Genomic DNA, 25,590 nt, shown 5'->3' on the forward strand with positions numbered 1-25,590 from the left:
GCGTGTCTCGACTCAGCGACCGGCGTCCGCGAGGAGGTCCTCAGCGGTGAGAAGCGACTGGAGTTCGATATCGTGCTCAGCGAGCAGTTCGTCCGCGCCCTCTTGGCGGTCGACGACGACGATGACGCGGTCGACGACCGCGCCGGCGTCACGAAGGGCTTCGACGGCATCGACGGCACTCTGGCCGGTCGTTGCGATGTCTTCGAGGACGACGACTTCCTCGCCTTCTTCCAGCGCACCTTCGATGCGCTTGGCCGTGCCGTACTCCTTGGCCTTCTTTCGGGCGATGACGTAGGGTTTCTCCGTTTCGACAGCCGTCGCGGCGACGAGCGGAACTGCACCGAGCGCGACGCCCGCGAGTTTCTCGTCGTCTTCGACGAGTTCGGCGAACGCCTCGGCGATGAGTTTCAGACACCGGGGGTCGGTCTCGAAGAGGTACTTGTCGACGTAGTAGTCGCTGGTGCCGCCGTGGGAGAGTTCGAACTCGCCGAACTGGACCGCGTCGGCGTCACGAAGCGCCGCGATGAGTTCTGTGTTCGCCATCTTGTTTGAACAGGAACGAGCAGGGCGCTTAAGCGGGTTGGTTCGGGGCGATGCGAGGGACAAAGGGCAGCCGAAGCGCTACCGTTCGCCCACTTTCTTCGTCACCCGGAACTCGTGAGGTGGGTCGAGAATACCGGCGACAGTACCCATCGAGTGGACAGTGGTCACGACCGGTGCGAGCGGCACCGCCAGTGCCCACGCGAGTTTACTGCGACCATAATACACCACGCCGCGGAGATACCAAAACAGTGTGAGCACCGCCAGCCCCAACGACGTGAGCGTAAAGAGACTGGTCGCCGCGATGCCGACACCGAGCACGGACAGCGGGATGACGATGACTGTCACGACCGGCGAGAGTGCCCACGCGTAGTTTCGGAGTCGAGTCAGCACCTGATAGCCGACGGGGAGGTTCGCCGAAGCTTCGAGATTCCCGGCCGCCCACCGACGGCGTTGCTCCAGAATCTCGCGGAGCGTCGGCGGCGCTTCGTTGGCGCACGTCGCCGTCGCGAGTTCGAACGAGAAGTCGTCGAGTTGCTGTGCGGCCGCCCAGACGAAGGCGGTGTCCTCGACCAGCGTCTCGCGGTCCCACGTCACCTCGTTTTCGACAGCCCGGCGGACTGCAATACCGCCGCCCCACGCGAAAAGCGGAATCGAGAGGCGCGCGAACGCCCGCTGTTCTATCTGCACGCCCATCCGGTACACGTCCGCGAGGTACGAGAAGACAGAACCGGTCCGACGGGGACGCTCTCGAAGTTGCACGACGTCGGCGTCCGGAAGTCCGCCGAAGGACTCCACGATGCTGTCTTCGTCCAGATAGAGGACGTACTCGCGGCTACACGGTAGGTGTTGGCGCGCCCATTCGATAGCGCGGCCCTTCCTGACGGCGTCGGCGTCGAAGCCGTCGGGGACGACGTGAACCGACGCGCCGTCTACTGCAATCTCCCGTTCGGCGACGACGTGTACGTCGTCGAAGTCCGCAGGGAGTGAGTCGACGGTGGCCTGGACGACATCCGCGGCGTCGACGGTCAGAATTCGAACTTGAACGTCGTCGGGGCCGTAGACTGGTTCGGGCGGTTCGTATCCCGCGCCGACGACGTAGGTGAGAACGACCCAGATGAGGGCGGTCCCGGTGAACAGAACCGTCGTGCCCAACAGGAACAGTTCAGACAGCGCGAGCCAATCGACGACACCGAGCGGGAGCCACGGTGCGAGCGTCGCAACGACCGCGAGCAACGTGACCACGCCGCCAGCGAGTAGCGAGATGCGTTCGGTCTTCATCTACGCGAGTCGCTGCCGCTGGACGCCTATCAATAGAGAACTCCGTCAGGCCATGTTCGGCCGATTTACGCCCAATTAACCGCGTTTTTATGGCATCTACGCGGTCGAAGCGCCGTTTATGGGGTCGATACGTTGGCGTCCTCGGACGGGGTCTGCTTTCGGACTCGAACCACGTCTTCGGCGACTGCGCGCGCACCTGTTCAGGGGGTGAACACAGTACACGCTAAGTCCGCCTACCAGGGTTCGTTCTTCAGTCCCAAGAGATACGCGCCGACGTTGGTGCCGACGTGGAGAATCGGCGTCATCACGAGGACGACACCGAGAACGGGCAGGGTGAACGTCGCCGAGAACCATCCGGGTGCGGCGACGAAGGCAAGGACGAGCGCGCCGACCACGAAGTCGAGTTGGTCGAGTCCGGGGAACGCTGCGCCGCGTTCACGGCCGGACCGGCGCTTGAGGAACGAGGCTCCGATATCACCGAGCATCGCGCCGAGGGAGAGTCCGAACCCGGCGGCCAGCGGGAACACGGGGAGGTCGAACCCGGTTGTCGAGGAGACGGTCGGGACGAGCGCGTTGAGGACGATGGCGAGGAGCGTCCCCGCGAGCGTGCCTGCGGCGGTACCGCGCCAGGTCTTGCCGTCACCGAGGAGGCGTCGACCCCCCATCATCCGACCACCGTCTATCGGTCGGCCGCCGCCAGCGAGGACGGCGGCGTTGTTGGGAACGTACGCGGGCAACATCGCCCAGAACGCAGTAACGACGAGAGAGACGACCATACGAGTGCGTGAGAATCCAGGGGTGTAAGTTCCGACGGTTTCGCTCAGAGTGTACCGGCGGTGTCCGCCGATTACGCGGCGAGAGGGATGATAACCCTGAAGACTCAACGCTGGCAATCTTTGCGTATGATTCCCCCCATCGCGAGCAAGTTCGTCGCTGGCGAGACACCGGCGGAAGCGCTCGGTCACGCCCAAAAAATGAACGACGACAGCGTGGCGGTCATTCTAAACCTGCTGGGCGAGCACTACCACGAACGCGGCCCGGCCGACGAAGACGCCGACGCCTACGTGCAACTCGCCGAGGACATCGCGAACAGCGACCTCGACGCCTGCGTCTCTATCAAGCCGTCGCAAATCGGTCTCGACATCAGTGACGAGGTGTTCGCAGAGAACTACCGCCGAATCGCCGAGTCGGCGGGCGACCACGACGTGTTCCTGTGGTGTGACATGGAAGACCACGAGACCACGGACGCGACGCTGGATTCGTTCGAAGAACTCGCTCGCGAGTTCGAGGGTGGGATGGGTCTGTGCGTGCAGGCGAACCTGAAGCGCACGCCCGACGACCTCGAACGCCTCGCGGACGTGCCGGGGAAGATTCGACTGGTGAAAGGCGCATACGACGAACCCGCCGACATCGCCCACAAGAAGAAAGAGAAAGTCGACGAGGTGTACAAGGAACTGCTCGCGTACCTCTTTCGGGAGTACACCGGCAGCATCGCGGTCGGCAGTCACGACCCCGAGATGATTTCGTACGCTCGCGAACTCGGCGAAGAGTTCGAGACCGACTACGAGATACAGATGCTCATGGGCGTGCGCGAAGACGCACAGCGGAAACTCGCGTCCGAGGGCGTCGAAGTGTGGCAGTACGCTCCTTACGGCGACAAGTGGTTCCAGTACTTCTACCGCCGCGTGCGCGAGCGCAAAGAAAATGCGCTGTTCGCAATTCGCGCTGTGCTCGGAATCTAACGCGGAGCGGACAGCACCACGGCGGACCCAGTGTTTCGATTCGGGCCGTGTCGTCACGACTCGCACTAGAAATCCCCTTAAGCCCGCGGGTTCACGTACCTCGTATCAATGTCCTCGTGGAGACGCGACTTCGCCAGCGGTCTCGTGGTCCTCGTTCCGCTGATTGTCATTCTGTACGTGCTGTCCATCCTCTACAGCAGCATCGTCAAGATACCGGGTGTTGCAACCCTGCTGGAGTTTCAGGGCTATTTCAGCTTTTTGTCCGAGGTCTTCGGCTTCTTCATCGCCATCATCATCTTCCTGCTTTTGGTCCTCTCGGTCGGCTACCTCATGCGGACTACCGCTGGTCGCCTCATCGAAGCTGGCCTCGACGCGTCGATGAACAAGGTCCCCCTCGTTCGTATCGTCTACAACGCATCTAAACTCGCAGTCGAAACCGCCCTCACCGGAACCGAAGACCTCCAGAAGCCGGTTCGTCTCGAAACGTGGCCGGGAATCCGGATGACCGCGTTCAAGACGGGCAAGAAGACGGCCGACGGCAAGGAAGTCATCTTCATGCCGACCGCACCGAACATCACCACCGGGTTCGTGATGGAAGTCGACCCCGACGACATCGAAGAGACCGGTGAGCGGGTCGAAGAAGCACTCACGCGCGTCCTCTCGGCCGGATTCGCCGAACAAGACCACGTCGACGAGTACACTATCGAAGTCACCGAAGAAGGCGAATAGTCGCAGGCGACTGCACTCTCGGAGTCGCGTCACACCGGCGACGGAACGCCGCCGCTCACGGTGTGGCGTCCGAAAAATCTGTTTTCGAAGGCTTACTGCTCGTCGACGTAGGTGAACCACTCTTCGTGGTCGTCGGTGCGACGCTCCACGAGGTCGAAGAAGGCCTTCTGGAGTTCCTCCGTGACGGGGCCGCGGGTTCCCTCGCCGATGACGACGTTGTCCACTTTACGGATTGGCGTGACTTCGGCGGCGCTGCCGGTGAAGAACAGTTCGTCGGCGGTGTGGAGTTCGCCGCGGCTGATGATGGCGTTGTCGTCCACTTCGTAGCCGCGCTCGCGGGCGAGGGTGATGACGGTATCGCGGGTGATGCCGTCGAGGATGCTCTGGGAGAGACCGGGGGTGTAGAGCTTCCCGTCGCGGACCATGAAGATGTTCTCGCCGGGGCCTTCGGCGACGTTGCCCTCCTTGTTCAGGACGATAGCCTCGACGTAGCCGTTGCGACGCGCCTCCTCACCGGCGAGAAGGGAGTTCACGTAAAGCCCGGTCGTCTTCGCGTTCGTCGGAATCTGGCTAGAGGCGTGCTTGCGCCACGACGAGACCATCACGTCGACGCCGTTTTCGAGTGCTTCCTCGCCGAGGTAGGCACCCCACGGCCACGCCGCGATGGCGACGTCCGTCGGGTTGTCCTTGGGGCTCACGCCGAGCGAGTCGTAGCCGTAGTACGCGATGGGGCGGATGTAACATCCGTCGAGGTCGTTGCGCCGGATGACTTCCAGCGTCGCCTCGGTGAGTTCTGCAGGCTCGTACGGGATGTCCATGTTGTACGGCTTCGCGGAGTTGTAGAGGCGTTCGAGGTGCTCCTCCCAGCGGAAGATAGCCGGGCCGCGCTCGGTGTCGTAGGCGCGAACGCCCTCGAAAATTCCCGTGCCGTAGTGGAGTCCGTGCGTGAGGACGTGAATCTGTGCGTCCTCCCAGTCCACGTATTCGCCGTTCATCCAAATCGTGGACACGTCCATATCGTCGAATCCCATGTACAGGCCTTCGGGGGCCCCCCTCTAAAATCATGACGAACCGGCCACAGCGTCCCAGACGGTTTTTGGCTGTGTGCTGCCACATCTCAGTATGACTCTCGAATCCGTCGTCGTCACGGGCGGGACGGGTAACATTGGACCGACAGTCATCGACCACCTTCGCGACCACGGGTACACAGTCACCAACCTCAGTCGCAGCGGCGGGTCCGACCGCGCCGACCACGACTACCGAGTGAGCGCGCTGAATTCTGGCGACCTCACTGCGACACTCGCTGCGGTCGATGCCGACGCCGTCGTCCACCTCGGAGCCATCTCGACGCCGACCCACGACCCCGGTCACCGCGTCTTCGAGAGCAACGTCCAATCGGCGTACGTCGTCCTCGAATCGGCGGCGGCCCTCGACATCGAAAAGGTCGCGCTGGCGTCGAGCATGAGCGCTATCGGCGGGAGTTTCGAACCCGACCCCGCGCGAATCGACTACCTGCCCGTAGACGAAGCACACCGAGCAACGCCTTCGAATCCCTACGGACTCGGCAAGTACGTCGCCGAGGAGACGGCCGCGGGATTCGCCCGACGTGATGACGCGCCGACGACGATTGCCAGCCTCCGGTTCCCGTGGATGCCGAGCAAGGAGGACGCGCGACAGACTTTCGCCGAGCGCGACCGGACGCCCGCCGGTCTTCGTGAATCGGGTGTCTTCCATACGGTGCGAAACACGCTCTTTGCGTACCTCGGCCGCGACGACGCCGCGAGACTCGTCCGCCGGGCTCTCGAAGCCGACTTCGAAGGCCACGAGGTCTTCTGGGCGGCCGCTGCCGACACCTCGACGACCACTGAGTCGGCCAAGATTGCGCGCGAAGTGTACCCCGATGCCGAGGTTCGCGGCGACCTCTCGGGACACGAGTCGCTCGTCTCGACAGCGAAAGCGGCGCGGCTACTCGGGTGGAACCCGGAGTGGTCGTGGCGGGACGAATCCTGAGGACAGAAACGAGTTAGGAGAGGTCCGAAAGCAGGCGGTCGCCGTCGACGAATGCCAAGTCGTGTCGCACCGCGTACTCGCGGGCGTCCGCCTTCGAGAGGGCCGCGCCGGTTTCGTCGTCGAGCATCTCGCAGACCACGACGGCCGGTGGGAGCGTGGCTTCGTCGGCGAGTGCGAGGCCGAGTTCGGTGTGGCCCTGCCGGTCTTCGAGGAGATTGGGCGCGCCGCGAAGCAGATGGACGTGACCGGGCGCGCGGAACTCGCCACCGAAGTCGTCGGCACCGTAGTCGCCCGCCCGCGCCAACTCGGCCACGGGGGCGAGTCGCGAGATGGTCATCGCCCGGTCGCGGTCGGTGATTCCGGTAAAGGAGTCGCGGTGGTTCACGGTGAACGAGAACGACGAGCGCGAGTCGTACGCGAGGTCGTGAGCGGCCGCGGCCGGGTGGTCGAGAACGTCGTCCATGAACGGCAGGCCCAACGTCTCTGCCACGTCGTTCGGTAGTGCGACGCAGACGAGGCCACCGGCGTCGTTGCGCATGCGGGCGACCTCGGCCGGGGTAACCGCTCCTGCGGGGTAGACGAGGTCCGTCTCGCCCTCGCGGTCGTCGAAGTCGTGGACGAGAACCGGCTCACCCGCCCGGAACGACTTCACGACACGCTCCGTCGGGCCGAGGTCGGTTTCGGCGGTGCGACTCATTCGGAATCAACCTCCTCGACGCGGACCGTGACGGTGTCACCGTCTTCCAATTCGAGTTCGTCGCGGAGTTTGTCCGGGGCGATGATTTCCAGTTGGGACTCGTCGTGGTGCGTCCGCTCGGGGACGATGATGTGGACCGGTTCGTACGTCTCGTCGTCCGCTTCGACGACGGCGGCGTAGCAGGTTGCGGGTCCGAAGGTTCGTTCTTCGTCTTCCCACCCGTCGATTGGGACGGCATCGAGCGCAGACATTCCGGCGCGAGTGCGGGTTGCGTCGTCGCTGAGTCGGACGTTCAGAGTCCCCGGGAAGGGTTCGTAGCCGAGTCGCTCGGTGAACTGCTCCATGTATCCCGGAAGCGAGATGTAGTGACGACCCTCGCCCATTCCACCCGTTACTTCGCCTTCGAGGACGACTACCGAAGGCGTCTCGAAGATGCGACGGTAGTCGGCGTACTCGCGGCGGAGCGCGGATTCACCGGCCTCGGTAATCGTTATCCACTGGCCGTCGGAGACGACCTCTCGGTCGACGTAGTCACCTTCTTCGAGGCGTTGCAGGCGGCGGGAGGCAGTCTGGTTAGAGACGCCCAGCCTGTCCGCGAGACCGGAGCAAGAGACCTTGACCGGTTCCGAACGACCGCCGTCGAGAGCAACGAGTTTCAGCGTGGCCAACTCGTCGTACCCGACCTCGCTGGTGACTACCGATTCTGACATACACGTGGCTTCGAACGCTCCTCCCATAAGCGTACCGTATATGAGATACGTTCCAAAAATGAGATGGGTGGCGTGCCGACCAGTTCGTAGTCTGACTTTCGGATACCGAGTGGTAAGTCCGTCGGTCGGTCCAGCAAATCGAGAATCAGGCGAGGCGGTCGAAACGAACCCATCGCTTCGGGGTGATAAATGAGGAACGGTGGGGTGGGTGGAGGGTGGATTGGATGGGTGAGAGTGGGGAAAGCGTGCGGGAGACACACGCCGAGGGCATCGGGAAGCGGGACCTGACGAGGCTCAGAGACTCGAGGCCTTGCGTTCAGCACTCACCTGTGAGACGCCAGCGTTCGCTGAACAGTTCGGGCAGGCGAAGACGCGTCCTTTGTCGTCACCGAACACTCGGATGAAGTTGCTCGATACGAACGCGTCGCAGTAGTTGCATCGACTCATGGTTGGTGGGTGGCAGGTGTCTCCTGCCTCGTTTACATTATTGTTCGGTGGCAGGATACCAGTGATACCTAACTAGTGTGGTAGTCCACAGTGGCGGGTCGTGACAGTCGGCAGTCAGGGTTCTGAGTGGGCGCGGTCGCTCCCGGCGACGGTTCGGAAAGGCCTTTAGCCGTCTGCCGAGAACCCGTTTGCATGTTCAGACAGTTCCGTGAGGAGGTCGAAGCGGCGCTCTCTGCGGCGCTCTCGTCGCTCGACCTTCCGGGCGACGACCTCGGGGTCGAGGAGCCACCTGAAGACGTACCAGCGACACTCGCATCCAGCGTGGCGTTCCGACTCGCCGGTGTCGTCGGTGCCGCCCCGCCGAAGGTCGCCGCAGACATCGCCGAGGAAATCTCCGTCGAAGGGTACGACTACCTCGGCGCAGTCGACACCCAGGGCCCGTACGTGAACTTCCACGTGACGGACACCTACTACGACGACACGCTCACCGCCGCGGCCGAGGACGGCGAGTACGGCCGTCTCCCCGCGACTGGCGACAGTGTCGTCGTCGAACACACGAGTGCGAACCCGACCGGTCCGGTCCACGTCGGCCGCGCCCGCAACCCCATCGTCGGCGACGCCGTCGCCAACCTGCTCGACTTCGCGGGCAACGATGTCGAACGTCACTACTACGTGAACGACGCCGGTCGCCAGATGGCCGTCTTCACGTGGGCCTACGAGACGTTCGACGAAGCGGACCTCGACAGCGAACCCGACCGCGACCGCATCGAGTACGACCTCGTGCGCTACTACCAGAAGGGCAACGCCTTCCTCGAAGAAGCCGACCCCGACGAAGTCGAGGCCGCGGAAGCCGAGATTACGGAGATTCTCCAAGGTATCGAAGCGGGCGACGAAGCGGTCTACGCCCGCGTCGAGAACGTCGTCGATCAAGTCCTCGGCGGCATGCGAGAGTGTCTCGCCCGCCTCCCCGCGGAGTTCGACGCGTTCGTCAAGGAGACGCGCTTCATGTTCGACGGGAGCACCCGTGACCTCGCTGAGCGCCTCAAGGAGACCGACCACGCCGTCTACGAGGAAGACGCGTGGCAACTCGAACTCGACGAGTACGGCATCGAGAAGAACCTCGTGTTCCTCCGGTCGGACGGCACATCGCTGTATACGACGCGCGACCTCGCCCACCACGAGTGGAAGTTCGAGAACTACGACCGCGCCGTGACCGTCCTCGGTGAGGACCACAAACTGCAGGCTGGCCAACTTCGCGCCGCGCTCGACTTGCTGGGTGACGACACCGACAAACTGGAGAACGTTATCTTCTCGTGGGTCAACCTTCCCGGCGGCCTCGGGATGTCCACCCGCGAAGGGACCGGCGTCATGCTCGACGACCTGCTCGACGAATCCATCGCCCGCGCCCGCGAGGAAGTCGAGACGCGCATGGAAGACCGCATCCGCAACGACGACCTCGACGATGACGACATCGAGCGCATTGCTCGGCAGGTCGGCATCGGCGCGGTCCGCTACGACATCGTCTCCAAACAGCCCACCAAGGCCATCACCTTCGAGTGGGACCAGGCGCTCAACTTCGAGGCCCAGTCCGCGCCGTATATCCAGTACGTCCACGCGCGCTGTTGCGGTATCACAGACGAAGCGTCCGCCGCCGGTCTCGACGCCAGCGAAATCGACCCGTCTGTCCTCGACACCGAGGCCGAACGCGACCTGCTGCGCGTCATCGCTCGGTTCCCCGCCGTCATCGAGGAGGCGGCAGACGACCTCGAGCCCCACGCCATCGCAACGTTCGCCCGCGAGTTCGCCGAAGTGTTCAACCGGTTCTACCGCGAGTGCCCGGTCCTTTCGGCCGACGACGAAGAAGTCGCTTCCGCACGGCTCGCGCTCGTCGAAGCGTCGAAACACACGGTTGCCAACGCGCTCTCCATCATCGGGGTCGAAGCTCCCGAATCGATGTAACGGCGGCCGCAAACAGCGATTTTTCTGTTTTCGCTAGAAGAGAAGTGGGAGTGCCACTGTTCCCGAGATAAGCGACCCGCCGACCGAGAAGACGGCCGCGGCACCGCCGCCGAGGGCGAGAAGCAGGAACAACACGACCCACCAGAACGGAATGGACTGTGATTCTGTCATACGGGATTTCGGCCGACCCGATTAATAGGCCTTCCCGTTTAGCCGAGGAACCGACTGAAGAAGCCTTTCTTGTCCTTTTTGTCGCTGTCGTCGTCGAGTGAGTCGATTTCTTCGACCAGCGACGTGGTGTAGACACCTTCCTCTTCTTCTTCTTCTGTCGTATCGGTGTCGTCGTCGTCCTCCGAGTCCGGTTCCGCTTCGGCGACGAGCGGTTCGTCGTCACCGTCGCCCGACGGGTCCTGAACGAGCGGTTCGCTCGGCTTGTCGGTGGCGTTGTCAGGCGTGCGGGACGCAGGGGTCTCCGGCGTCTCGCGGGGTTGTGTGGGCTGTGCCTCGTCACGTGCAGGCTGTCCTTCGTCACGTGCAGGCTGTCCCTCGTCCCGTGCGGGTTCAGTGTCGTTACCGGACGCGAACGGAACCTGCGACTCGGGAGTCGTCTCGGGGTCGTCTTCGACGTGTTCCTCTTCGACCGGTGCGACGATGATGTCGTCTTCGACAACTGGCTCGGGAGCGTCTGGCGAGTCTGCCGTCTGCCCAGAGTCCACCTGGGGTTCAGAATCGTTCGATGGCCGGGACTGGGAATCCGACTGCTGGGATTGCGCGCCCGAAGGCTGGGGTTGCGCATCCGACTGCCGGGGGTGCGTCTCCGGCGACTGGTCACGCTTCTGGGATGGCTGCTCGGAGGAGCGCGCTGGTTCCGCGGGCGAGTCCCGGCGTTTCGATGCAGTGTCGGACTTCTTGTTCAGCACCGACTCAGCCGCCTCTTTCGACGCCTCGACGAGCGATTCGGAGTCGGTAGCGGCCGCGTCGGCGGCAAGCGGGTCATCTTCCGGCGACTCGGATGCGGCCGGGTCGGCCTCGGCCGCGAGCGGGTCTTCGGCGGCGTCGCCTGCGAGTGGGTCTTCGGCGGCGTCGCCTGCAAGCGGGTCTTCGTCTCCTGTCTCCCCTGCAAGCGGGTCCGCCGTGGTCGCGTCCCCTACAACCGAGTCGTCCTCGGCCGCGTCAGGGGCGAGCGGGTCCGCAGCCGAGTCGGGTGCGAGTGGTTCCTCGGCCGTCTCGTCAGCGACCGGTGCATCCGCATCCGCGTCCGGTGCGAGTGAGTCTTCCGCAGTATCTGGAGCAGATGGGTCTTCACCCGCCGGTTCCACAGTGTCCGTCGGGCCACTGGGTTCGGGCGAGTCGGCGTCGGTCCCGGACGGAGTGGGGGACGACAACTCGGACTCCGACGTGTCCGTCGTTTCAGTCGCGGACTGGTGTGTGGGTTCGGAGTCGGCTTCGGGTTCACCCGTAGATTCCGGTTCAGCCGGGGTGTCGCCATCGGATTCAGCCGCTTCGGGGTCGGCTGTCGCATCCGACTCCGTGGAGACGACGCGCATCGAATCCGACTCTCGCACGTCCTGCTCGGACGCGTCGACAGTGTCGTCCTCGTCGGCGTCCGCTTCGGCCCCATCGGGGACCGGAACCGGCTTGCCGGTGAGCGCCTCCGCGAGGGCACGGTAGCCTGCGGCCGAGATACTCTCGGGGGAGCGACGGACGACGGGCGTCTGGCTGTCGAGTGCCTCACGGATGGCGGCGTCCTCGGGGACGACAGCGACGATACCGGCGTCGAGAATCGACGCGACTTCCTCGGCGTTCGGATTCGACTGGTCGACGCGGGTGAGAACCGCACCGATGATAGACGCGCCGATGCGTTCGGCGAGTTGCCGTGTCTTCTCGGTGTCGCCGAGGGCTTCGCGTTCCGTCGTCGAGACGAGCAACACGTCGTCGGCGAACTTCAGCGGGACGAACGTGTCGTTGCTCAGGCCCGCCCCGGTGTCGACGATGATGATATCGTAGTGGTCGAGACCGTCGACTACCGCTTCGAGTCCTTTCGCGTCCGTGCGGGCGAACGCCTCCAGCGCGCTCGACCCGGGGATAACGTCGAGGCCCGCTGGTCCCTCGTAGACTGCCGACTCGATGTCGGCCTCGTCAGTGAGTACGTCGTGGAGGGTCGCCCCATCGGGGTCGACGCCGAGGGCACCAGCGAGATTCGGCATCCCGAGGTCGCCGTCGACGACGATGACCTCGTGACCGGCCATCGCGAGGACGGTCCCGAGGTTGGCTGTCGTCGTCGTTTTTCCAACCCCGCCTTTCGCGCTGGCAATTGCGTACACCCGTGCCATGATTCCAACGTCGGAATCCAACCGGGACAACCACATAAATGTTCTCCGAGCGCGGTATGTCATGGGTCGAGACATCATCCCACATGGACAGTCAAAGGTTACTTAGCCGCTGGCGGGACTATGTGGAGTGATGAGTAGCGACGCCGAGGAGGCGAGTGAAGACCGCCGAAAGTACGAGTTCAAGAAGGTCATCGAGGACCTCAAACAGTACGAAGGCTCCGGAACCCAGCTCGTCACCATCTACATCCCCGAAGACAAGCAGATTTCTGACGTGGTAGAACACGTCATCACAGAACACAGCGAAGCGTCCAACATCAAGTCCAAGCAGACCCGGACGAACGTGCAGGACGCCCTGACGAGTATCAAAGACCGCCTTCGATACTACAGCAACTTCCCCCCGGACAATGGCATCGTCATGTTCTCCGGTGCCGTCGACTCCGGCGGTGGCCAGACCGACATGGTCACGAAGGTGCTCGAGAGTCCGCCGGAACCCATCCAATCGTTCCGGTATCACTGTGACTCGGACTTCCTCACCGGTCCCCTCGAGGACATGCTCATGGACAAGGGCCTGTTCGGCCTCGTCGTCCTCGACCGCCGTGAGGCCAACGTCGGGTGGCTGAAAGGCAAGCGCGTCGAACCGGTCAAGAGCGCCTCGTCGCTCGTCCCCGGCAAGCAGCGTAAAGGTGGTCAGTCCGCCCAGCGTTTCGCCCGTCTGCGCCTCGAAGCCATCGACAACTTCTATCAGGAAGTCGCTGGGATGGCCAACGACCTGTTCGTCCCCAAACGTCACGAGATGGACGGCATCCTCGTTGGCGGTCCGTCGCCGACGAAAGACGAGTTCCTCGACGGAGACTACCTCCACCACGAACTGCAGGACCTCGTCGTTGGCAAGTTCGACGTCGCCTACACCGACGAGTCGGGGCTCTACGACATCGTCGACGCTGGACAGGACGTGCTGGCCGACCAAGAGGTCATCAAGGACAAAAAGCAGATGGAGGAGTTCTTCGAGAAACTCCACCGCGGCAACGAGTCCACCTACGGGTTCGAGCCGACGCGGAAGAACCTCGTGATGGGCTCTGTCGACCGACTGCTCATCTCCGAGGACCTCCGCAAGGACGTCGTCATCTACGACTGCAACGGCAACGAAGAGTACGAACTCATCGACCACCGACACAACACGCCGACCCACGAGTGTGACGACGGCACCGAAATCGAAGCCGAGTCCCGCGAGGACGTTATCGAGTTCCTGATGGACATCGCCGACCAGCGCGGCACGGAGACGAAGTTCATCAGTACCGACTTCGAGAAGGGCGAACAGCTCTACGACGCGTTCGGTGGTATCGCCGGTATTCTCCGGTACTCCACCGGCGTCTAAGCGCATTCTCCTCGGCGTCTTCGCGCACGAGTGCGAGAGACGTATTCAGTAGCGTCACCGAAGAGCCCCCGCTCTGTCGGTCAGTAGCCACCCAAATTACACAGAGAGCGACCGCTCAGGAGACCATCCCCGAAGCGCAACTGCTGGACTCGGTCAGAAGAACGCGGTGAGTTGACTACGGCGACGTTCGAGGTCGACGTGTGCGTCAGGGAAGCCGTGTGCGAGTCTGTCGAGCGCGAGATGCACGTCCACGCCCGACTCCTCGGCATATTCGAGACACTCGACGATTCCGGAGCGGTTGAGCGCCAACGAATCGAGCAGGCCGAGCGCGACTGCGAGCGCCGCGCCGCCGTCACCGTTCGGGATGACGTCGACGAGTTGATTCGTCTCGTCGGCTTGTGCCCCCGCTACGTTGGCTGGGGAGACGTGCAGGCAATCGCCGCACAGCGCGATGATATCGGTCGATTCGGGAGCGTAGGTCCGCAGGTCTTCGGGAACGACGTACCGGACTGTCGCACCACCACACTCGGGACAGGCCATACCACTAGCTACGCGGTTACGTGACGAAAAGTGGTCGGTGGGGCGACCGAGAAATTCTTAGAGAGAGTCCGCAGTTAGTTCGCAGCGGCTGCTTCAGCGGCCTGTTCGGCCTCTCGGGCTTCCTTTTCTTCTTCTTCCTTCTTGGCTTTAATCTTCTTGAGGCGGAAGATTTCCTCACGTTCCTGCTCTTCGAGTTTCTGCTCGATGTACTCCTGATTCTCGTAGAGTTCGGGGAGCAGTTTGAATTCGAGCGCGTTGACACGGCGCTTCGTCGTCTCGATTTCTTCGAGCATCTTCTTCATCGCCGTCTCGACTTCGGCGGCGAGGATGATGGATTCGAGCAGTTCCTCGTAGGCGTCTGCGGCCTCGTCGATGCGGGCGGAGGAGCCGAGAAGACCGTAGCCACGCTGGTCGAGACTCTTCCTGACGCGCGAGGACTCGATTTGCGGGACGACGACGCCCATGATGTTCTTCGACTGCGTCGTAATCTCCGGGTACTCCTTTAGCGCCGCGGCGGCACCGCGGACCGTCACGTCACCCTCCATGGCGCGAGCCATGTTGATCTTGTTCTGGGCACGCTCGTAGTCGGCGTTGAGGTTCGCCCGCACGTCCTGTGCCTGGTCGAGGATGTCCATGAACTCCATGATGAGGCCGTCCCGCTTCTGTTCGAGCGTGTCGTGACCCCGCTCAGAGAGTTCGATGCGATCTTCGATCGCCATCAGGTTCTTGCGGGTCGGCTTGACGTCTTCGGCCATCTTTGGCGAGGGTTGTTCGTCTGGGGTGTTAATCTTTTACTGTCTGGCCCGCTGGCAAGGGTGAAAACAGGGGAGACGGCGACTGCCATGGACTCATTCCTGACGAATTTATAACACGTCCGCCACAAAATCCGGAATCCGCTATGGAATTTCACTCTCGAAGAAGCGCGTGACCAACTTTCGCTCGGCGGCGCGAAGGTGCTGGTGGTACGTCGGCCGGGAAATGTCCATCGCCTCGGCGAGTTCGTCGCCAGTGACGCCGTGTGGCCAGTCGAAAAAGCCACCGAGGTACGCGAGTTGAAGCGCAGTTCGCTGTCTGTCGGTGAGTTCCGCGCCGACGCTCGCGGCGAACTCGCGTTGTGTCTGTGGGGGCACCGCGCGGTCCCTGATTGCGCGAAGTTCGACACCCTGTGCGACCGCTTTCAGGTCGTCGAGGAGCGACCGACCGAGCGCGCGGTCCGGCACAGCGACCGTGAATCGGGACCCGTCGGAGTCGGCTTCGAGGTCCGAGACACGGCCGCTGGCGTCCGCCACGAGGTGCAAAAGCGAGTCGGACGAGAGTACGACTTCGTAGAGACCGGCGTCGTCACCGCGGGGGAGTCTCGATACCCTGACGATGCCGTCTGCGGGTGACTCGGCGGTTCCCCTCTCGTCGAGACCGTCGTCCACCGTCGGGGGCGTCGTGGAGACGAAGAGACTGACCGTGCCGTCGTCGTGCGGAACCGACCCCTCGTATTCGAGTCGGCACCCCCACGAGGTTGCGAGTTCGACCAGCGGTTGCTTCGGGTCCGACACCTCGATTTCGAGTTCGAGGATTTCGTTCGACATGAGCGTCCGCCGACTTTCGAACGCGTCGATGGCCGCGCCGACCGCTCTTCCGAGCGTCCCGAAGACGACCTGCACGTATTCGTCAACCGCTTCGGTCGCGTACACACTCAACACCCCGTACATGGTGTCGCGGTGGACGAGCGGGATGGCGACGATAGAGTCGAACGGGAGAGACGAATCGCCGTGTATGTCCCCTTCGGTGTTCCCCCGCGACTGTACGTCTCCGGTCGTCGCGGCCCGTGCCGTCGGGTCGGTGTCGTCGTCGCGGTCGATTCGAAGGCCCGAGAGCGTCGCCGACGCCGCACCGGCCCACACGTTCGGGACGATTTCCTTCGGCGAGAGGTCTACGTCGCCAATCCACGCCGCCTCGAACGACGGGGACGCGGCGACTTTCTCACACACCGTCGTTTCGAGTTCTGCGCGCGTCTCGGCGCGAACCAGCACCCCCGTCACGTCTTCGAGGAGCCCTTCGATGTGGTCGACGAGAGTCTGGAGTCGCGCCCGCTCTTCTTCGACGCGTGCGGCGTACTGCTCTGCGGCCTGTTCGGCGCGGACGCGCTCTGTGATATCCGTCTGGAACCCGACGTAGTGGGTCACGGACCCGTCGGGACCGGTCAGCGGCGCGATATCCACGCGGTTCCAGAATGTTCCGCCGTCTCGTCGGTAGTTCAAGAGTTCGACCGATGCCGACTCCTCCGCGTCGATTGCCCGCCGGAGTTCGGCGACGCGCTCTCGATTCGTCTTGTCGCCCTGCAAGTACCGGCAGTTTCGACCCAACGCCTCTTCGACGGCGTACCCCGTCATCGACTCGAAGGCGTCGTTGGCGTAGACGAGCGGGTGGTCCGGAAGCGACCCGTCCGAGAGAGTGATTCCGACGGGCGCTTCGTCCATCGCCCGCTCTTTGAGGTCTTCTGTGATTCGGTCTGTCACCTCGGCGCGTCGATTGTGCCACGCGACGACGCTCTCGACGCGTGCTCCCAGTCGGTCGAAGAGATTCGAGTCCACGACCGGAACGACATCGTCGGCACCGGCGTCGAGTGCCTCCCCCGGCGAGAGGTCGGCGTCGGGACGAACCAGCACGACGATGGGTGTCGCAGAATCGCTGACGGACGAGATGTCCGCCGCAGCGGCCGCGTCGAGGACGACACAATCGACAGTCCCCTCTGAGAGGCGTCGTTCGACACCCTCGACAGATGAGACGGCTTCGACGGCGAACGACGAGAGTTCGCGCTCGACTCGCGGCCTGATGTCGTCCCCGACGAACGTGAGGACGCGGGACTGCGACGCAGCGATTGACATACTCCATACAGACCCCCGCCACACAAGGAACCTCGCTCTGGCCGGTTGTGGGGCGCTGCACTCGCAAGCACGCACCGATACACCTGACTCGCAGACCACACGCCGACCAGTGCAGTCGCTGTCGGGTGTCGCGTCCGAAAGAAAGAATTCGAAGTTGCCGAGTTAGGCTTCCGCTTCGACCGCTTCGGCGTCTTCGCGGTAGTAGTCCTCGATGAGGTCTTCGTCGATACGGTTGAGTTCGGACTTCGGCAGCATCGAGAGCAAGTCCCAACCGATGTCGAGCGTCTCGTCGATGGTGCGGTTCGTGTCGAAGCCCTGGTCGACGAACTCGTCTTCGAAGCGCTCGGCGAAGTCGAGGTACTTGTTGTCACGCTCGGACAGTGCCTCGCGACCGACAATGTTCACGAGGTCGCGAAGGTCTTCACCCTCTGCGTACGCCGCGTACATCTGGTCGGACACGTCGGCGTGGTCCTCACGGGTGAGGCCCTCGCCGATACCGTCGTCCATCAGGCGCGAGAGGGACGGAAGCGGGTTAATCGGCGGGCGGATGCCCTGCGAGTTGAGGTCGCGGTCGATGTAGATCTGACCCTCGGTAATGTAGCCGGTCAGGTCAGGAATCGGGTGCGTGTCGTCGTCACCCGGCATCGTGAGGATGGGAATCTGGGTGACAGACCCTTCGCGACCCTCGATACGACCTGCGCGCTCGTAGAGCTGCGCAAGGTCAGTGTACATGTAACCCGGGTAGCCACGGCGACCGGGGACCTCTTCGCGAGCCGCACCGATTTCGCGGAGCGCCTCACAGTAGTTGGTCATGTCGGTCAGGATGACGAGGACGTGGTAGTCCTTGTCGAACGCGAGGTACTCGGCGGTCGTCAGGGCGAGACGCGGCGTGACCGTCCGCTCGACTGCGGGGTCGTCCGCGAGGTTCGTGAAGACGACGGAGCGCTCGAGTGCGCCCGTGCGCTCGAAGTCCTGCATGAACTCGTTCGCCTCTTCCTGCGTGATACCCATCGCGCCGAAGACCACAGCGAATTCGGACTCTTCGTCGCCTTCCTCTTCGAGCACGGTCGCCTGACGGGCGACCTGCAGTGCGAGGTCGTTGTGGGGAAGCCCCGACGCGGAGAAGATGGGGAGCTTCTGTCCACGAACGAGGGTGTTCATACCGTCGATGGCGGAGACGCCAGTCTGGATGAACTCCTCGGGGTACTCGCGGGAGTAGGGGTTGATTGCTGCGCCGACGATGTCACGGCGCTCGTCGGGGACGATTTCCGGGCCGCCGTCGATTGGCTGGCCGGAACCGTCGAGCACGCGACCGAGGAGGTCCTCGGTCACGGGCATCTTGAGCGTCTCGCCGAGGAACTTGACGGACGCGTTTCGGTCGATACCGGTGGTTCCTTCGAACACCTGAATCGCGACAAGGCCCTCACTCGATTCGAGGACCTGTCCACGCTTGGTCTCGCCTTGCGGCGTCTCGATTTCGACGATTTCGTCGTAACCGATCGGCTCGTCAACCTCGGCGAACACCAGCGGGCCGCTGATTTCGGTGATAGTCTGGTATTCCTTCATGATCTCAGTACAGCTCGCGGAGTTGCTCGGTGATCTCTTCTTTGAGGTCCTCGATGTACGCCTCCCAGTCTTCCTGCACACCGATACGGTTCAGACGGGGAGCCGCTTCGATGGACTGGATTTCCTCGACGGGGATGCCGGCTTCGAGCGCCTTGAATGCCTCGTCGTTGAAGGTGTGGATGGCGGTGAGGATACCGTAGGTCTTCTCGGGCTCACAGTACGTGTCCGTCGGGTGGAACGCGTTCTGCTGCAGGTACGCCTCGCGGAGGTAGCGAGCGACCTCGAGGGTCAGCTGCTGGTCCGCCGGCAGGGCGTCCTTACCGACGAGTTGAACGATTTCCTGAAGCTCGCTCTCCTCGTCGAGCACGTCGACCGCCCACTGTCGCTCTTCGGGCCAGTCGTCCTCGACGTTCTCGACGAACCACGGGTCGAGCTGGTCCTGGTAGAGCGAGTAGGACTCGTTCCAGTTGATAGCCGGGAAGTGACGACGCTCTGCGAGGTCTGCGTCGAGTGCCCAGAAGGTCTTCACGATACGCAGCGTGTTCTGCGTAACCGGCTCAGAGAAGTCGCCGCCCGGCGGCGACACTGCACCGATGACGGAAACGGACCCTTCCTGACCGTTGATGGTCGTGAAGTACCCTGCGCGCTCGTAGAACTGGGAGAGACGCGCGGCGAGGTACGCGGGGTACCCCTCTTCGCCGGGCATCTCTTCGAGACGCGAGGAAATCTCGCGCATGGCCTCTGCCCACCGCGAGGTGGAGTCGGCCATGAGTGCCACGTCGTACCCCATGTCGCGGTAGTACTCCGCGATGGTGATACCGGTGTAGATACAGGACTCACGGGCCGCCACGGGCATGTTGGACGTGTTCGCGATGAGCGATGTCCGCGCCATGAGCGGGTTCCCGGTCTTCGGGTCGTCGAGTTCCGGGAAGTCCTCGATAACTTCGGTCATCTCGTTTCCGCGCTCACCACAGCCGACGTAGACGACGATGTCCGCGTCAGCCCACTTGGCGAGTTGGTGCTGCGTAACCGTCTTCCCGGACCCGAACGGCCCCGGAATCGCGGCCGTCCCACCCTTTGCGATGGGGAACAGCCCGTCGAGGATACGCTGCCCGGAGACGAGCGGTTCGCGGGGCGTCTTCTTCTCTTGCGAGGGACGCGCACGGCGAACCGGCCACTCCTGGTGCATCGTGACCTCTTCGCCGTTGTCGAGTTCGACGACGGTCTCCGTGACGGAGAACTCGCCTGCTTCGGCGGCGACGACTTCGCCACCGTCGAAATCCGGCGGGACCATGACCTTGTGTTCGATGGTCACGGTTTCGGGAACGGTACCCACGACGTCACCGGGGGCGACTTCGTCGCCTTCGGAGACGCTGGGTTCGAACTCCCACTTCTTCTCCATGTCGATACCGGGTGCGTCAACACCACGGTCGAGGAACGGGGAGCCCATCTTGGCCTCCAGCACGTCCAGCGGGCGCTGGACACCGTCGTAGATGGCGTCCAGCATCCCGGGACCGAGGTCGACGGTCAGCGGTTCACCCGTGTTCTCGACGGGTTCGCCCGGAGCGACGCCCGAAGTTTCCTCGTACACCTGAATGGTCGTGAGGTCGCCCTCGATTTCGATAACCTCGCCCATCAGCCCTTCGTCGCCGACGTACACAACGTCGTTCATACGGGCGTCAAGGTCACGGGCGGTCACGACCGGACCACTCACGCTTGCGATGATGCCGTCCTCGCGAACGGAATCTTGTGTTGCCTGACTCATGTTTATTATTCGTCCATCAGATCGATACCGATAGCTCTCTTGATCTGGTCGCGGAGGCCGCTTGCGCCGCCGGACCCGCCGAGCGTCACGAGCGTTGGCTCGATACTCCGCTCGACCGACTGGCGCGCGTTACGCGAGAGGTAGTCGAGGTCGTCTTCGTGCATCACGATGATGCCAACGTCCTCGTCTTCCAGCGTTCGCGTCACGGCCTCGTCGAGTGCTTCGTCCTTTGCTTCGTTCGGGACGTTCTCGAACTTGCGGACGCCCGCAAGCCGAAAGCCCGTGGTGAAGTCGGGACTGCCGATAACTGCGATTTCCTGGCTCATTGGATAACCAGTTCCTCCTCGATTTCGTCGGGGCTAAGCCCGGCCTCGCGGCCACGGGCAATCGCCCGGATGTTGTCGACTTCGCGTTCCTTGGCGAGGATGTACGAGAGGACCGGCGTGACAGACAGCGGGAAGACGTACCCGAGCGTGTCGGCGTATTCGAGCAGCGCCGAATCGAGGGCGCGCTCGAAGCCGATGAGACTGTCTGCCTCCTCGAGGTCGGAAAGTGCGTCGTCGAGGCGGTCACCGTACCGACTCTCCGCGATCTTCGAAACCAGTTCGCTCGTGTTGGTCGCCAGCGTCGCAATCTCCGATTCCCGGAAGAGGGTGCCGCCCTCGATGAAGTAATCTACGGGGTCGAGGTCGGCGCCACTGCGGGCGATACGGAGCGCGTTGCGGGCGTTCCGGAAGTCGATTTCCGCTTCGAGGAACTCGAGGTACTGCTTCGTCTCCTCTCCGATGACCAGCCCTTCGAGCAGTTGCTCGTAGAAGGCTCGGTCGACGGCGTTTTCGAGGGGGACGAGGACGCCAACGTCTTCGTAGTCGTCGTAGGCGGCCTCGAGACCGTCACCGAAGATGGTCCCCGAGAGGAGTTCGACGATTTCCTCGATTTCCTGCACCTCGAGGAGGCGCGAGAGGAAGCTCTCGTCGAACTCACCGGCGCGGATGAGGTCGGATTCGACCTCGTCGCGAGCGATGTCGGAGTAGATACCACGGATGATGGTCTTGACGTTCCACGCGTCGAACTTCCGGAGGTACCGGGCGATGAGGTCGTACAGCCGACCGCCGGCCCAGTCGAGGATGTCGTTGAACTGCTTCGCCATGTTGGCGTTCAGCGCGTACTCGATAAGGTCGACGCCCGAGAAGCGACTTCCCAGCGCGTTGATCTCCGTCTCGTACTCCGACTCCTCCATGAACCGGGCGATTTCGGCCGGGCCCATGCGGACCAGCTTGCGGTACTCTTCGTCCCCGAAGAGGGCGCTGCGTCTCGCTCGTACCCGAGCGATGACGTACTCCGGATTCGAGCCGCCAGCAGCGCTCATTGGTCGTCGAACAGTCGCGCACTCACTTCCTTCAGGTTGTCCTCCCAGACTGAATCGAGGACCGAGTCGAAGGTGTTGTTCACCCGAACGCGCGAATTCGTGCCCTCGACCACGACGCCACCGAGGCAGTCGCGCTCACCGGACACTTCGTATCCGTCGTAGTCGGCAAGGATGTCTTCGAGCAGGTCGGCGTCGTCGGCGCGACCGTAGACGTGGACTTCGTCCTCGTCTTCGAATTCGACCGATGCAGCGTCGAGGAGCGTTCGAGTCAGCTCCTCGCGTCGGTCGCCTTCGAGGTCGGCGAGTTCGCTTTCGACCTGTTCACGAACGCGCTGAAGCACGTCGCGGCGGGCGCTCAGTCGAGCCTGCTTGGCTTCGAGCTTCGCGCTGGAGAGCGCCTGTTCGCGCTCTCGTTCGAGTTGCCGTTCGACGGCCTCCTCGCGCTCTTCGATGAGCGCTTCGGCTTCCGCCTCAGCCTCCGAACGGATCTCGTCGGCTCGTTCTTCGCCGGCCTCTGTGATTTCCTCCGCACGTGCGCGGGCTTCGTCTCGGATGTCCTCAACGACGTTGTCCAAACTCATGATGGGAAAGGAGGGGGTGTTTAGACCAGGAAGACAACGACCAGCGCGAGAATGACGAGGGTCTCGGGAAGAACGGTGAGGATCAGCCCGTTGACGAAGAGACTCTCGTCCTCGGCGATGGCACCCATGGCAGCGGAACCGATGCCACGCTCAGCGTAACCTGCGCCGAAGGCGGCGAGACCGACGGCGAGGGCCGCGGCGGCCGTGGGTTCAATTGCGGGGGAGGAAGCTGCTTCACTCTGCAGTGCAGTCATGAGGGGTTCGATTGCTTCAATCATTGTATGTTCTTAAGTACCGGTTTGTCGTCTCCGAACGTTCGTATGTGTTGCAAGCCGTGTCATAAAGGTTCCCAAAACAATCGGCCGAAATCCGGGTACTCGGGCGTTAGGAAGCACACTTCCGGGTAAAGCTATCGCTCTCCGAGTACAATCAAAGAGAGTTTCACCGCGGGAGGACAGTTAGTCCTCGGTGGTGAAGTTCCGTTCGTAGCCGAACGGTTCGTATTCGCGGCCGCCGCCCTCGAAGAACTTGCCGAAGAACTCGACGTACTCGAGACGCACGGCCTGCAGGCCGGCGCTCGTGACACCGAGTGCGAGGACGAGTGCGTGACCGAGCACGAGGACGAGGAGGCCACCGACCAGACCCGCCGCACCGGAGTGCATCAGGCCGGGGAACATGATGGCTTCTGCGCCGTATTCGTGGATGATGTACTCGGGACCGTGGCCGAGCATGAAGTGGAACTCGCCGTGGTGGACGTACGCGCCGAAGAACAGCAGGTTGACCGTGAAGGCCATCCCGGCCTTCGCGAGCAGCACTGCCGCGATACGGGTGTACGACAGGACGTTGACGAGCACGTTCAGGAACTCGACCGCCTCGATGGGTTCACCGAGGATGAGGAAGACCAGACCGACGAAGAAAACACCGAGTCCGGCCCACCCGACGATGGCGGGGAAGCCCGAGAAGCCGAGCGGGATGACCCCGTCGGCGGCGAACGTGGTGTACAGGAAGTCCGGCGGCGTGTCGCCGAGCGCGCGGCTGAAGATCCAGACCCACAGCCCGTTCAGCATGAGGAGCCACGAAGCGCTCTCGAGGACTGCGTGCTTCAGGTCGTGCAGCTGGAAGTTCTCGATGAGGTCGAAGAGCCACCCGATGTTCAGGTGGATAATACCGACGACGACGCTCACAACGAGCCAGCCGAGTGCCCACTCGACGCCGGCCGGGGACAGACCCTTCTCGATGGGGGCGTGTTCGAGGCCGACGACACCGTGCCAGAAGTACTCGGTGATGAGGTGCAGTCCGAAGAGTTCGCCGTACAGGATACCGAACAGCGCGGTGAACAGACCGGCCGCGATGGTGATCCCGCCCATGCTCTTGAACGCTTCACTGTCGAAGTTCGCGTAGAGGAAGTACCCGATGGCGGTGTACAGGATACCATATCCGAGGTCACCAATCATGAACCCGAAGAACGCCGGGAACGTGAGGAACAGGATGATGGTCGGGTCGAACTCGTAGTAGTTCGGCCGGTTGACAGCCTGTACGAGGAGTTCGAACGGCTTGACCGCACCACTGTTGTTCTGGATGACCGGCGGTTCGTCGTTGGCCATCGTGACCGTGCCGCCGTCGGCGACAGTCGGCTGTCCGCCAGTGTCGCTCTCGGGGACACCTTCACGGACGTGGTCGTGACCGTCGCGTGTGAACTGGGCGCGCTCGATTTCCTCGACATCGATGCTCTCGCCGACGACGTTCTTCAGTTCGGTCGCGAACCGATTGTACCGCTCGGTGGGGATCCACCCTTCGGCGACGAAGGCGTTCTCCGTCGTCGCGAACGAAAGCGGCGCTTCGGTCTTCTGCACGTCGATAGCGAGTCGTTCCTCCGCGGCGAGCAGGAACTCGCCCTCTTCGACCTTCAGGTCGTTGAGTTCGGAGTTGACCGTGTTGAGCTTCGACTCGAACTTGCGCTTTTTCTGTTCGAGGTCGCGAACGTGGTCTTCGGGACTTCCTTCGGCGTCCGGAACCTCGAACGACGCGAACTCGCTGCCGACGAGCGCGTCCGAGAGCGCCGTCTCCGAGGCGTCCTCCGTAGGACGGGCGAAGACAGCGAGGGTCTGTTGACCGGTGAAGATTTCGAACGTGTCGATGTCGGAAGCGTCGACGACCGCTCGCTCGACCTGGTCGACCTTTCCCTCACCGACGGCGACCTGAAGGGAGTCGTACCCAGACAGGAGGTCGAGGTCGATTCCGAGGTCGACGAACGGTTCCATCGCGTCGATTTCGTCTTCGATGGCACCGAGTTTGTTCTTCAGTTCGGAGCGCCGGTCGTCGAGTTCGTTGACGCGCTCGCGAATCTCTTCGAGCGGTTCACCGAGCGCGTCGTCGGGGACGATGCGCTGGCGACCGGCGTCGGCTTCGGTGACGCCCAGGATGCTCTTGAGCGAGCGAATGGTGACGAGTTTGTCGGAGGCGCCCTCCGCACCCTTGATTGGGGTACCCGTCTCGAAACCGAACTCCTCCTGCCACGACCCATCGTACTCGGTGACGTGCAGCAGTTGGAGGTCGTGGACAGTCTCGATGACCTCGGACATGACGCCCTTGGAACCGGTCACCGAGACCTTGCTCATCTGCTCAGGTCTGAGCATCCACCGCCTCCTCGAATTGGCCGATGGCGTACTCGACCGCATCGTCGATGCGCTCTTCCGCCTCGGCTACTAGTTCGTCCCGTGCCGATTCGCCTTCTTCGAGGATTCGTTCTCGCTCTTTCTCGATTTCCTTACGCCCCTCCGCCAAGCGTTCAGATTCGAGTTCGTCGGCCTCCTGCTCGGCCTCCGAGCGGATCTCGTCCGCCTCGCGGCGCGCCTCCGCGACGAGATCTTCACGTTCCGCCTCGGCCTCTTCGATGATGTCGTCGGCCTCCTGCTCGGCCGATTTTATTTTCTCGAGAACCTCTTGTCTCGGCATACTCGTATCACAGGAACGTTGCACGAGCGCTGTATAAGGTGTTTGCGGAACAGTGCCGAGAGATGATGGGAAAATGGGTTGCGTCCGGGCTTCGACGGGCTCGAACCGC

25 protein-coding genes are annotated in these 25,590 nt (G+C 63.0%); 5 read left to right on the plus strand and 20 right to left on the minus strand.

The genetic code is table 11. The annotated features are described in order from the left end of the window. Positions 1-12 precede the first annotated feature (12 nt). The 3 genes from pyrE to ACH9L7_RS11515 all read right to left on the minus strand — a co-directional run bounded on the left by pyrE (position 13) and on the right by ACH9L7_RS11515 (position 2,597). Entirely contained in the window at positions 13-543 is a 531-nt protein-coding gene (pyrE, locus tag ACH9L7_RS11505) for an orotate phosphoribosyltransferase (protein WP_396610841.1), read from the minus strand. Between the two features lie 78 nt (positions 544-621). Further along, positions 622-1,821 (minus strand): glycosyltransferase, encoded by a 1,200-nt coding sequence (locus ACH9L7_RS11510; protein ID WP_396610842.1) that lies wholly within the window; start codon positions 1,819-1,821, stop codon positions 622-624. A 233-nt stretch (positions 1,822-2,054) separates the two neighbouring features. Further along, complete coding sequence (locus ACH9L7_RS11515) at positions 2,055-2,597, minus strand: CDP-2,3-bis-(O-geranylgeranyl)-sn-glycerol synthase (protein ID WP_396610843.1); 543 nt, start codon at positions 2,595-2,597, stop codon at positions 2,055-2,057. A 126-nt stretch (positions 2,598-2,723) separates the two neighbouring features. Here ACH9L7_RS11515 and ACH9L7_RS11520 point away from each other — a divergent pair, with 126 nt between their 5' ends. Together ACH9L7_RS11520 and ACH9L7_RS11525 are read left to right on the plus strand one after the other, a co-directional pair. Then, complete coding sequence (locus tag ACH9L7_RS11520) at positions 2,724-3,563, plus strand: proline dehydrogenase family protein (RefSeq protein WP_396610844.1); 840 nt, start codon at positions 2,724-2,726, stop codon at positions 3,561-3,563. Positions 3,564-3,671: 108 nt separating this feature from the next. Beyond that, positions 3,672-4,292, plus strand: a complete 621-nt coding sequence (locus ACH9L7_RS11525) for a DUF502 domain-containing protein (RefSeq protein WP_396610845.1) — start codon at positions 3,672-3,674, stop codon at positions 4,290-4,292. Between the two features lie 92 nt (positions 4,293-4,384). On the opposite strand, the gene ACH9L7_RS11530 is transcribed toward ACH9L7_RS11525, so the two are convergent. Further along, on the minus strand, positions 4,385-5,323 hold the full coding sequence (locus tag ACH9L7_RS11530) for a branched-chain amino acid transaminase (RefSeq protein ID WP_396610846.1): 939 nt from the start codon (positions 5,321-5,323) through the stop codon (positions 4,385-4,387). A gap of 91 nt (positions 5,324-5,414) precedes the next feature. On the opposite strand from ACH9L7_RS11530, the gene ACH9L7_RS11535 reads away from it, so the two are divergent. Further along, the gene (locus ACH9L7_RS11535) at positions 5,415-6,302 is read left to right on the plus strand and encodes an NAD-dependent epimerase/dehydratase family protein (protein WP_396610847.1); all 888 of its coding nucleotides are present in this window, start codon (positions 5,415-5,417) and stop codon (positions 6,300-6,302) included. A gap of 13 nt (positions 6,303-6,315) precedes the next feature. Here the strand turns inward: ACH9L7_RS11535 and ribB are convergent, their stop codons facing one another. From ribB to ACH9L7_RS11550, 3 genes are all read right to left on the minus strand, one after another. Beyond that, a complete protein-coding gene (gene ribB, locus ACH9L7_RS11540) occupies positions 6,316-6,999 on the minus strand; it encodes a 3,4-dihydroxy-2-butanone-4-phosphate synthase (protein WP_396610848.1) in 684 nt (227 codons plus the stop codon). Then, positions 6,996-7,736 carry a DUF120 domain-containing protein gene (locus ACH9L7_RS11545; protein WP_396610849.1) on the minus strand — a complete coding sequence of 247 codons (741 nt, stop codon included), beginning with the start codon at positions 7,734-7,736 and terminating at the stop codon, positions 6,996-6,998. Before ACH9L7_RS11545 ends, ribB begins: the two co-directional genes overlap by 4 nt. A 267-nt stretch (positions 7,737-8,003) precedes the next feature. Then, entirely contained in the window at positions 8,004-8,156 is a 153-nt protein-coding gene (locus ACH9L7_RS11550; protein WP_396610850.1) for a hypothetical protein, read from the minus strand. Between the two features lie 192 nt (positions 8,157-8,348). On the opposite strand from ACH9L7_RS11550, the gene argS reads away from it, so the two are divergent. Next, positions 8,349-10,115: an arginine--tRNA ligase gene (gene argS / locus ACH9L7_RS11555; RefSeq protein ID WP_396610851.1), complete on the plus strand. Its 1,767-nt coding sequence runs from the start codon at positions 8,349-8,351 to the stop codon at positions 10,113-10,115. A 33-nt stretch (positions 10,116-10,148) separates the two neighbouring features. Here argS and ACH9L7_RS11560 read toward each other — a convergent pair whose 3' ends face one another. Further along, positions 10,149-10,286 carry a hypothetical protein gene (locus tag ACH9L7_RS11560; protein WP_396610852.1) on the minus strand — a complete coding sequence of 46 codons (138 nt, stop codon included), beginning with the start codon at positions 10,284-10,286 and terminating at the stop codon, positions 10,149-10,151. A gap of 38 nt (positions 10,287-10,324) precedes the next feature. After that, positions 10,325-12,448: a cell division ATPase MinD gene (gene minD / locus ACH9L7_RS11565; protein ID WP_396610853.1), complete on the minus strand. Its 2,124-nt coding sequence runs from the start codon at positions 12,446-12,448 to the stop codon at positions 10,325-10,327. Between the two features lie 130 nt (positions 12,449-12,578). On the opposite strand from minD, the gene prf1 reads away from it, so the two are divergent. After that, positions 12,579-13,823 carry a peptide chain release factor aRF-1 gene (prf1, locus tag ACH9L7_RS11570; protein ID WP_396610854.1) on the plus strand — a complete coding sequence of 415 codons (1,245 nt, stop codon included), beginning with the start codon at positions 12,579-12,581 and terminating at the stop codon, positions 13,821-13,823. A 153-nt stretch (positions 13,824-13,976) separates the two neighbouring features. Here the strand turns inward: prf1 and ACH9L7_RS11575 are convergent, their stop codons facing one another. The 11 genes from ACH9L7_RS11575 to ahaH all read right to left on the minus strand — a co-directional run bounded on the left by ACH9L7_RS11575 (position 13,977) and on the right by ahaH (position 25,481). Next, the gene (locus ACH9L7_RS11575; protein WP_396610855.1) at positions 13,977-14,363 is read right to left on the minus strand and encodes a DUF6276 family protein; all 387 of its coding nucleotides are present in this window, start codon (positions 14,361-14,363) and stop codon (positions 13,977-13,979) included. Between the two features lie 74 nt (positions 14,364-14,437). Next, complete coding sequence (locus tag ACH9L7_RS11580) at positions 14,438-15,118, minus strand: V-type ATP synthase subunit D (protein ID WP_396610856.1); 681 nt, start codon at positions 15,116-15,118, stop codon at positions 14,438-14,440. A gap of 141 nt (positions 15,119-15,259) precedes the next feature. Further along, entirely contained in the window at positions 15,260-17,245 is a 1,986-nt protein-coding gene (locus ACH9L7_RS11585) for a bacterio-opsin activator domain-containing protein (protein ID WP_396610857.1), read from the minus strand. 162 nt (positions 17,246-17,407) lie between these two features. Then, entirely contained in the window at positions 17,408-18,811 is a 1,404-nt protein-coding gene (locus ACH9L7_RS11590) for an ATP synthase subunit B (RefSeq protein ID WP_396610858.1), read from the minus strand. 4 nt (positions 18,812-18,815) lie between these two features. Beyond that, positions 18,816-20,576, minus strand: a complete 1,761-nt coding sequence (locus ACH9L7_RS11595) for an ATP synthase subunit A (RefSeq protein WP_396610859.1) — start codon at positions 20,574-20,576, stop codon at positions 18,816-18,818. A 5-nt stretch (positions 20,577-20,581) separates the two neighbouring features. Next, complete coding sequence (locus ACH9L7_RS11600; protein ID WP_396610860.1) at positions 20,582-20,902, minus strand: V-type ATP synthase subunit F; 321 nt, start codon at positions 20,900-20,902, stop codon at positions 20,582-20,584. Next, the gene (locus ACH9L7_RS11605) at positions 20,899-21,945 is read right to left on the minus strand and encodes a V-type ATP synthase subunit C (RefSeq protein WP_396610861.1); all 1,047 of its coding nucleotides are present in this window, start codon (positions 21,943-21,945) and stop codon (positions 20,899-20,901) included. Before ACH9L7_RS11605 ends, ACH9L7_RS11600 begins: the two co-directional genes overlap by 4 nt. Further along, a complete protein-coding gene (locus ACH9L7_RS11610; protein WP_396610862.1) occupies positions 21,942-22,526 on the minus strand; it encodes a V-type ATP synthase subunit E in 585 nt (194 codons plus the stop codon). Before ACH9L7_RS11610 ends, ACH9L7_RS11605 begins: the two co-directional genes overlap by 4 nt. A 20-nt stretch (positions 22,527-22,546) precedes the next feature. Then, positions 22,547-22,804 carry a F0F1 ATP synthase subunit C gene (locus tag ACH9L7_RS11615; protein WP_396610863.1) on the minus strand — a complete coding sequence of 86 codons (258 nt, stop codon included), beginning with the start codon at positions 22,802-22,804 and terminating at the stop codon, positions 22,547-22,549. Positions 22,805-22,984: 180 nt separating this feature from the next. Next, positions 22,985-25,162 (minus strand): V-type ATP synthase subunit I, encoded by a 2,178-nt coding sequence (locus ACH9L7_RS11620; RefSeq protein ID WP_396610864.1) that lies wholly within the window; start codon positions 25,160-25,162, stop codon positions 22,985-22,987. Next, positions 25,149-25,481: an ATP synthase archaeal subunit H gene (ahaH, locus tag ACH9L7_RS11625; protein ID WP_396610865.1), complete on the minus strand. Its 333-nt coding sequence runs from the start codon at positions 25,479-25,481 to the stop codon at positions 25,149-25,151. The genes ACH9L7_RS11620 and ahaH overlap by 14 nt, the downstream gene beginning before the upstream one ends. Positions 25,482-25,590 lie beyond the last annotated feature (109 nt).

Source organism: Haloferax sp. S1W, assembly GCF_044593955.1.
GTDB lineage: Archaea > Halobacteriota > Halobacteria > Halobacteriales > Haloferacaceae > Haloferax.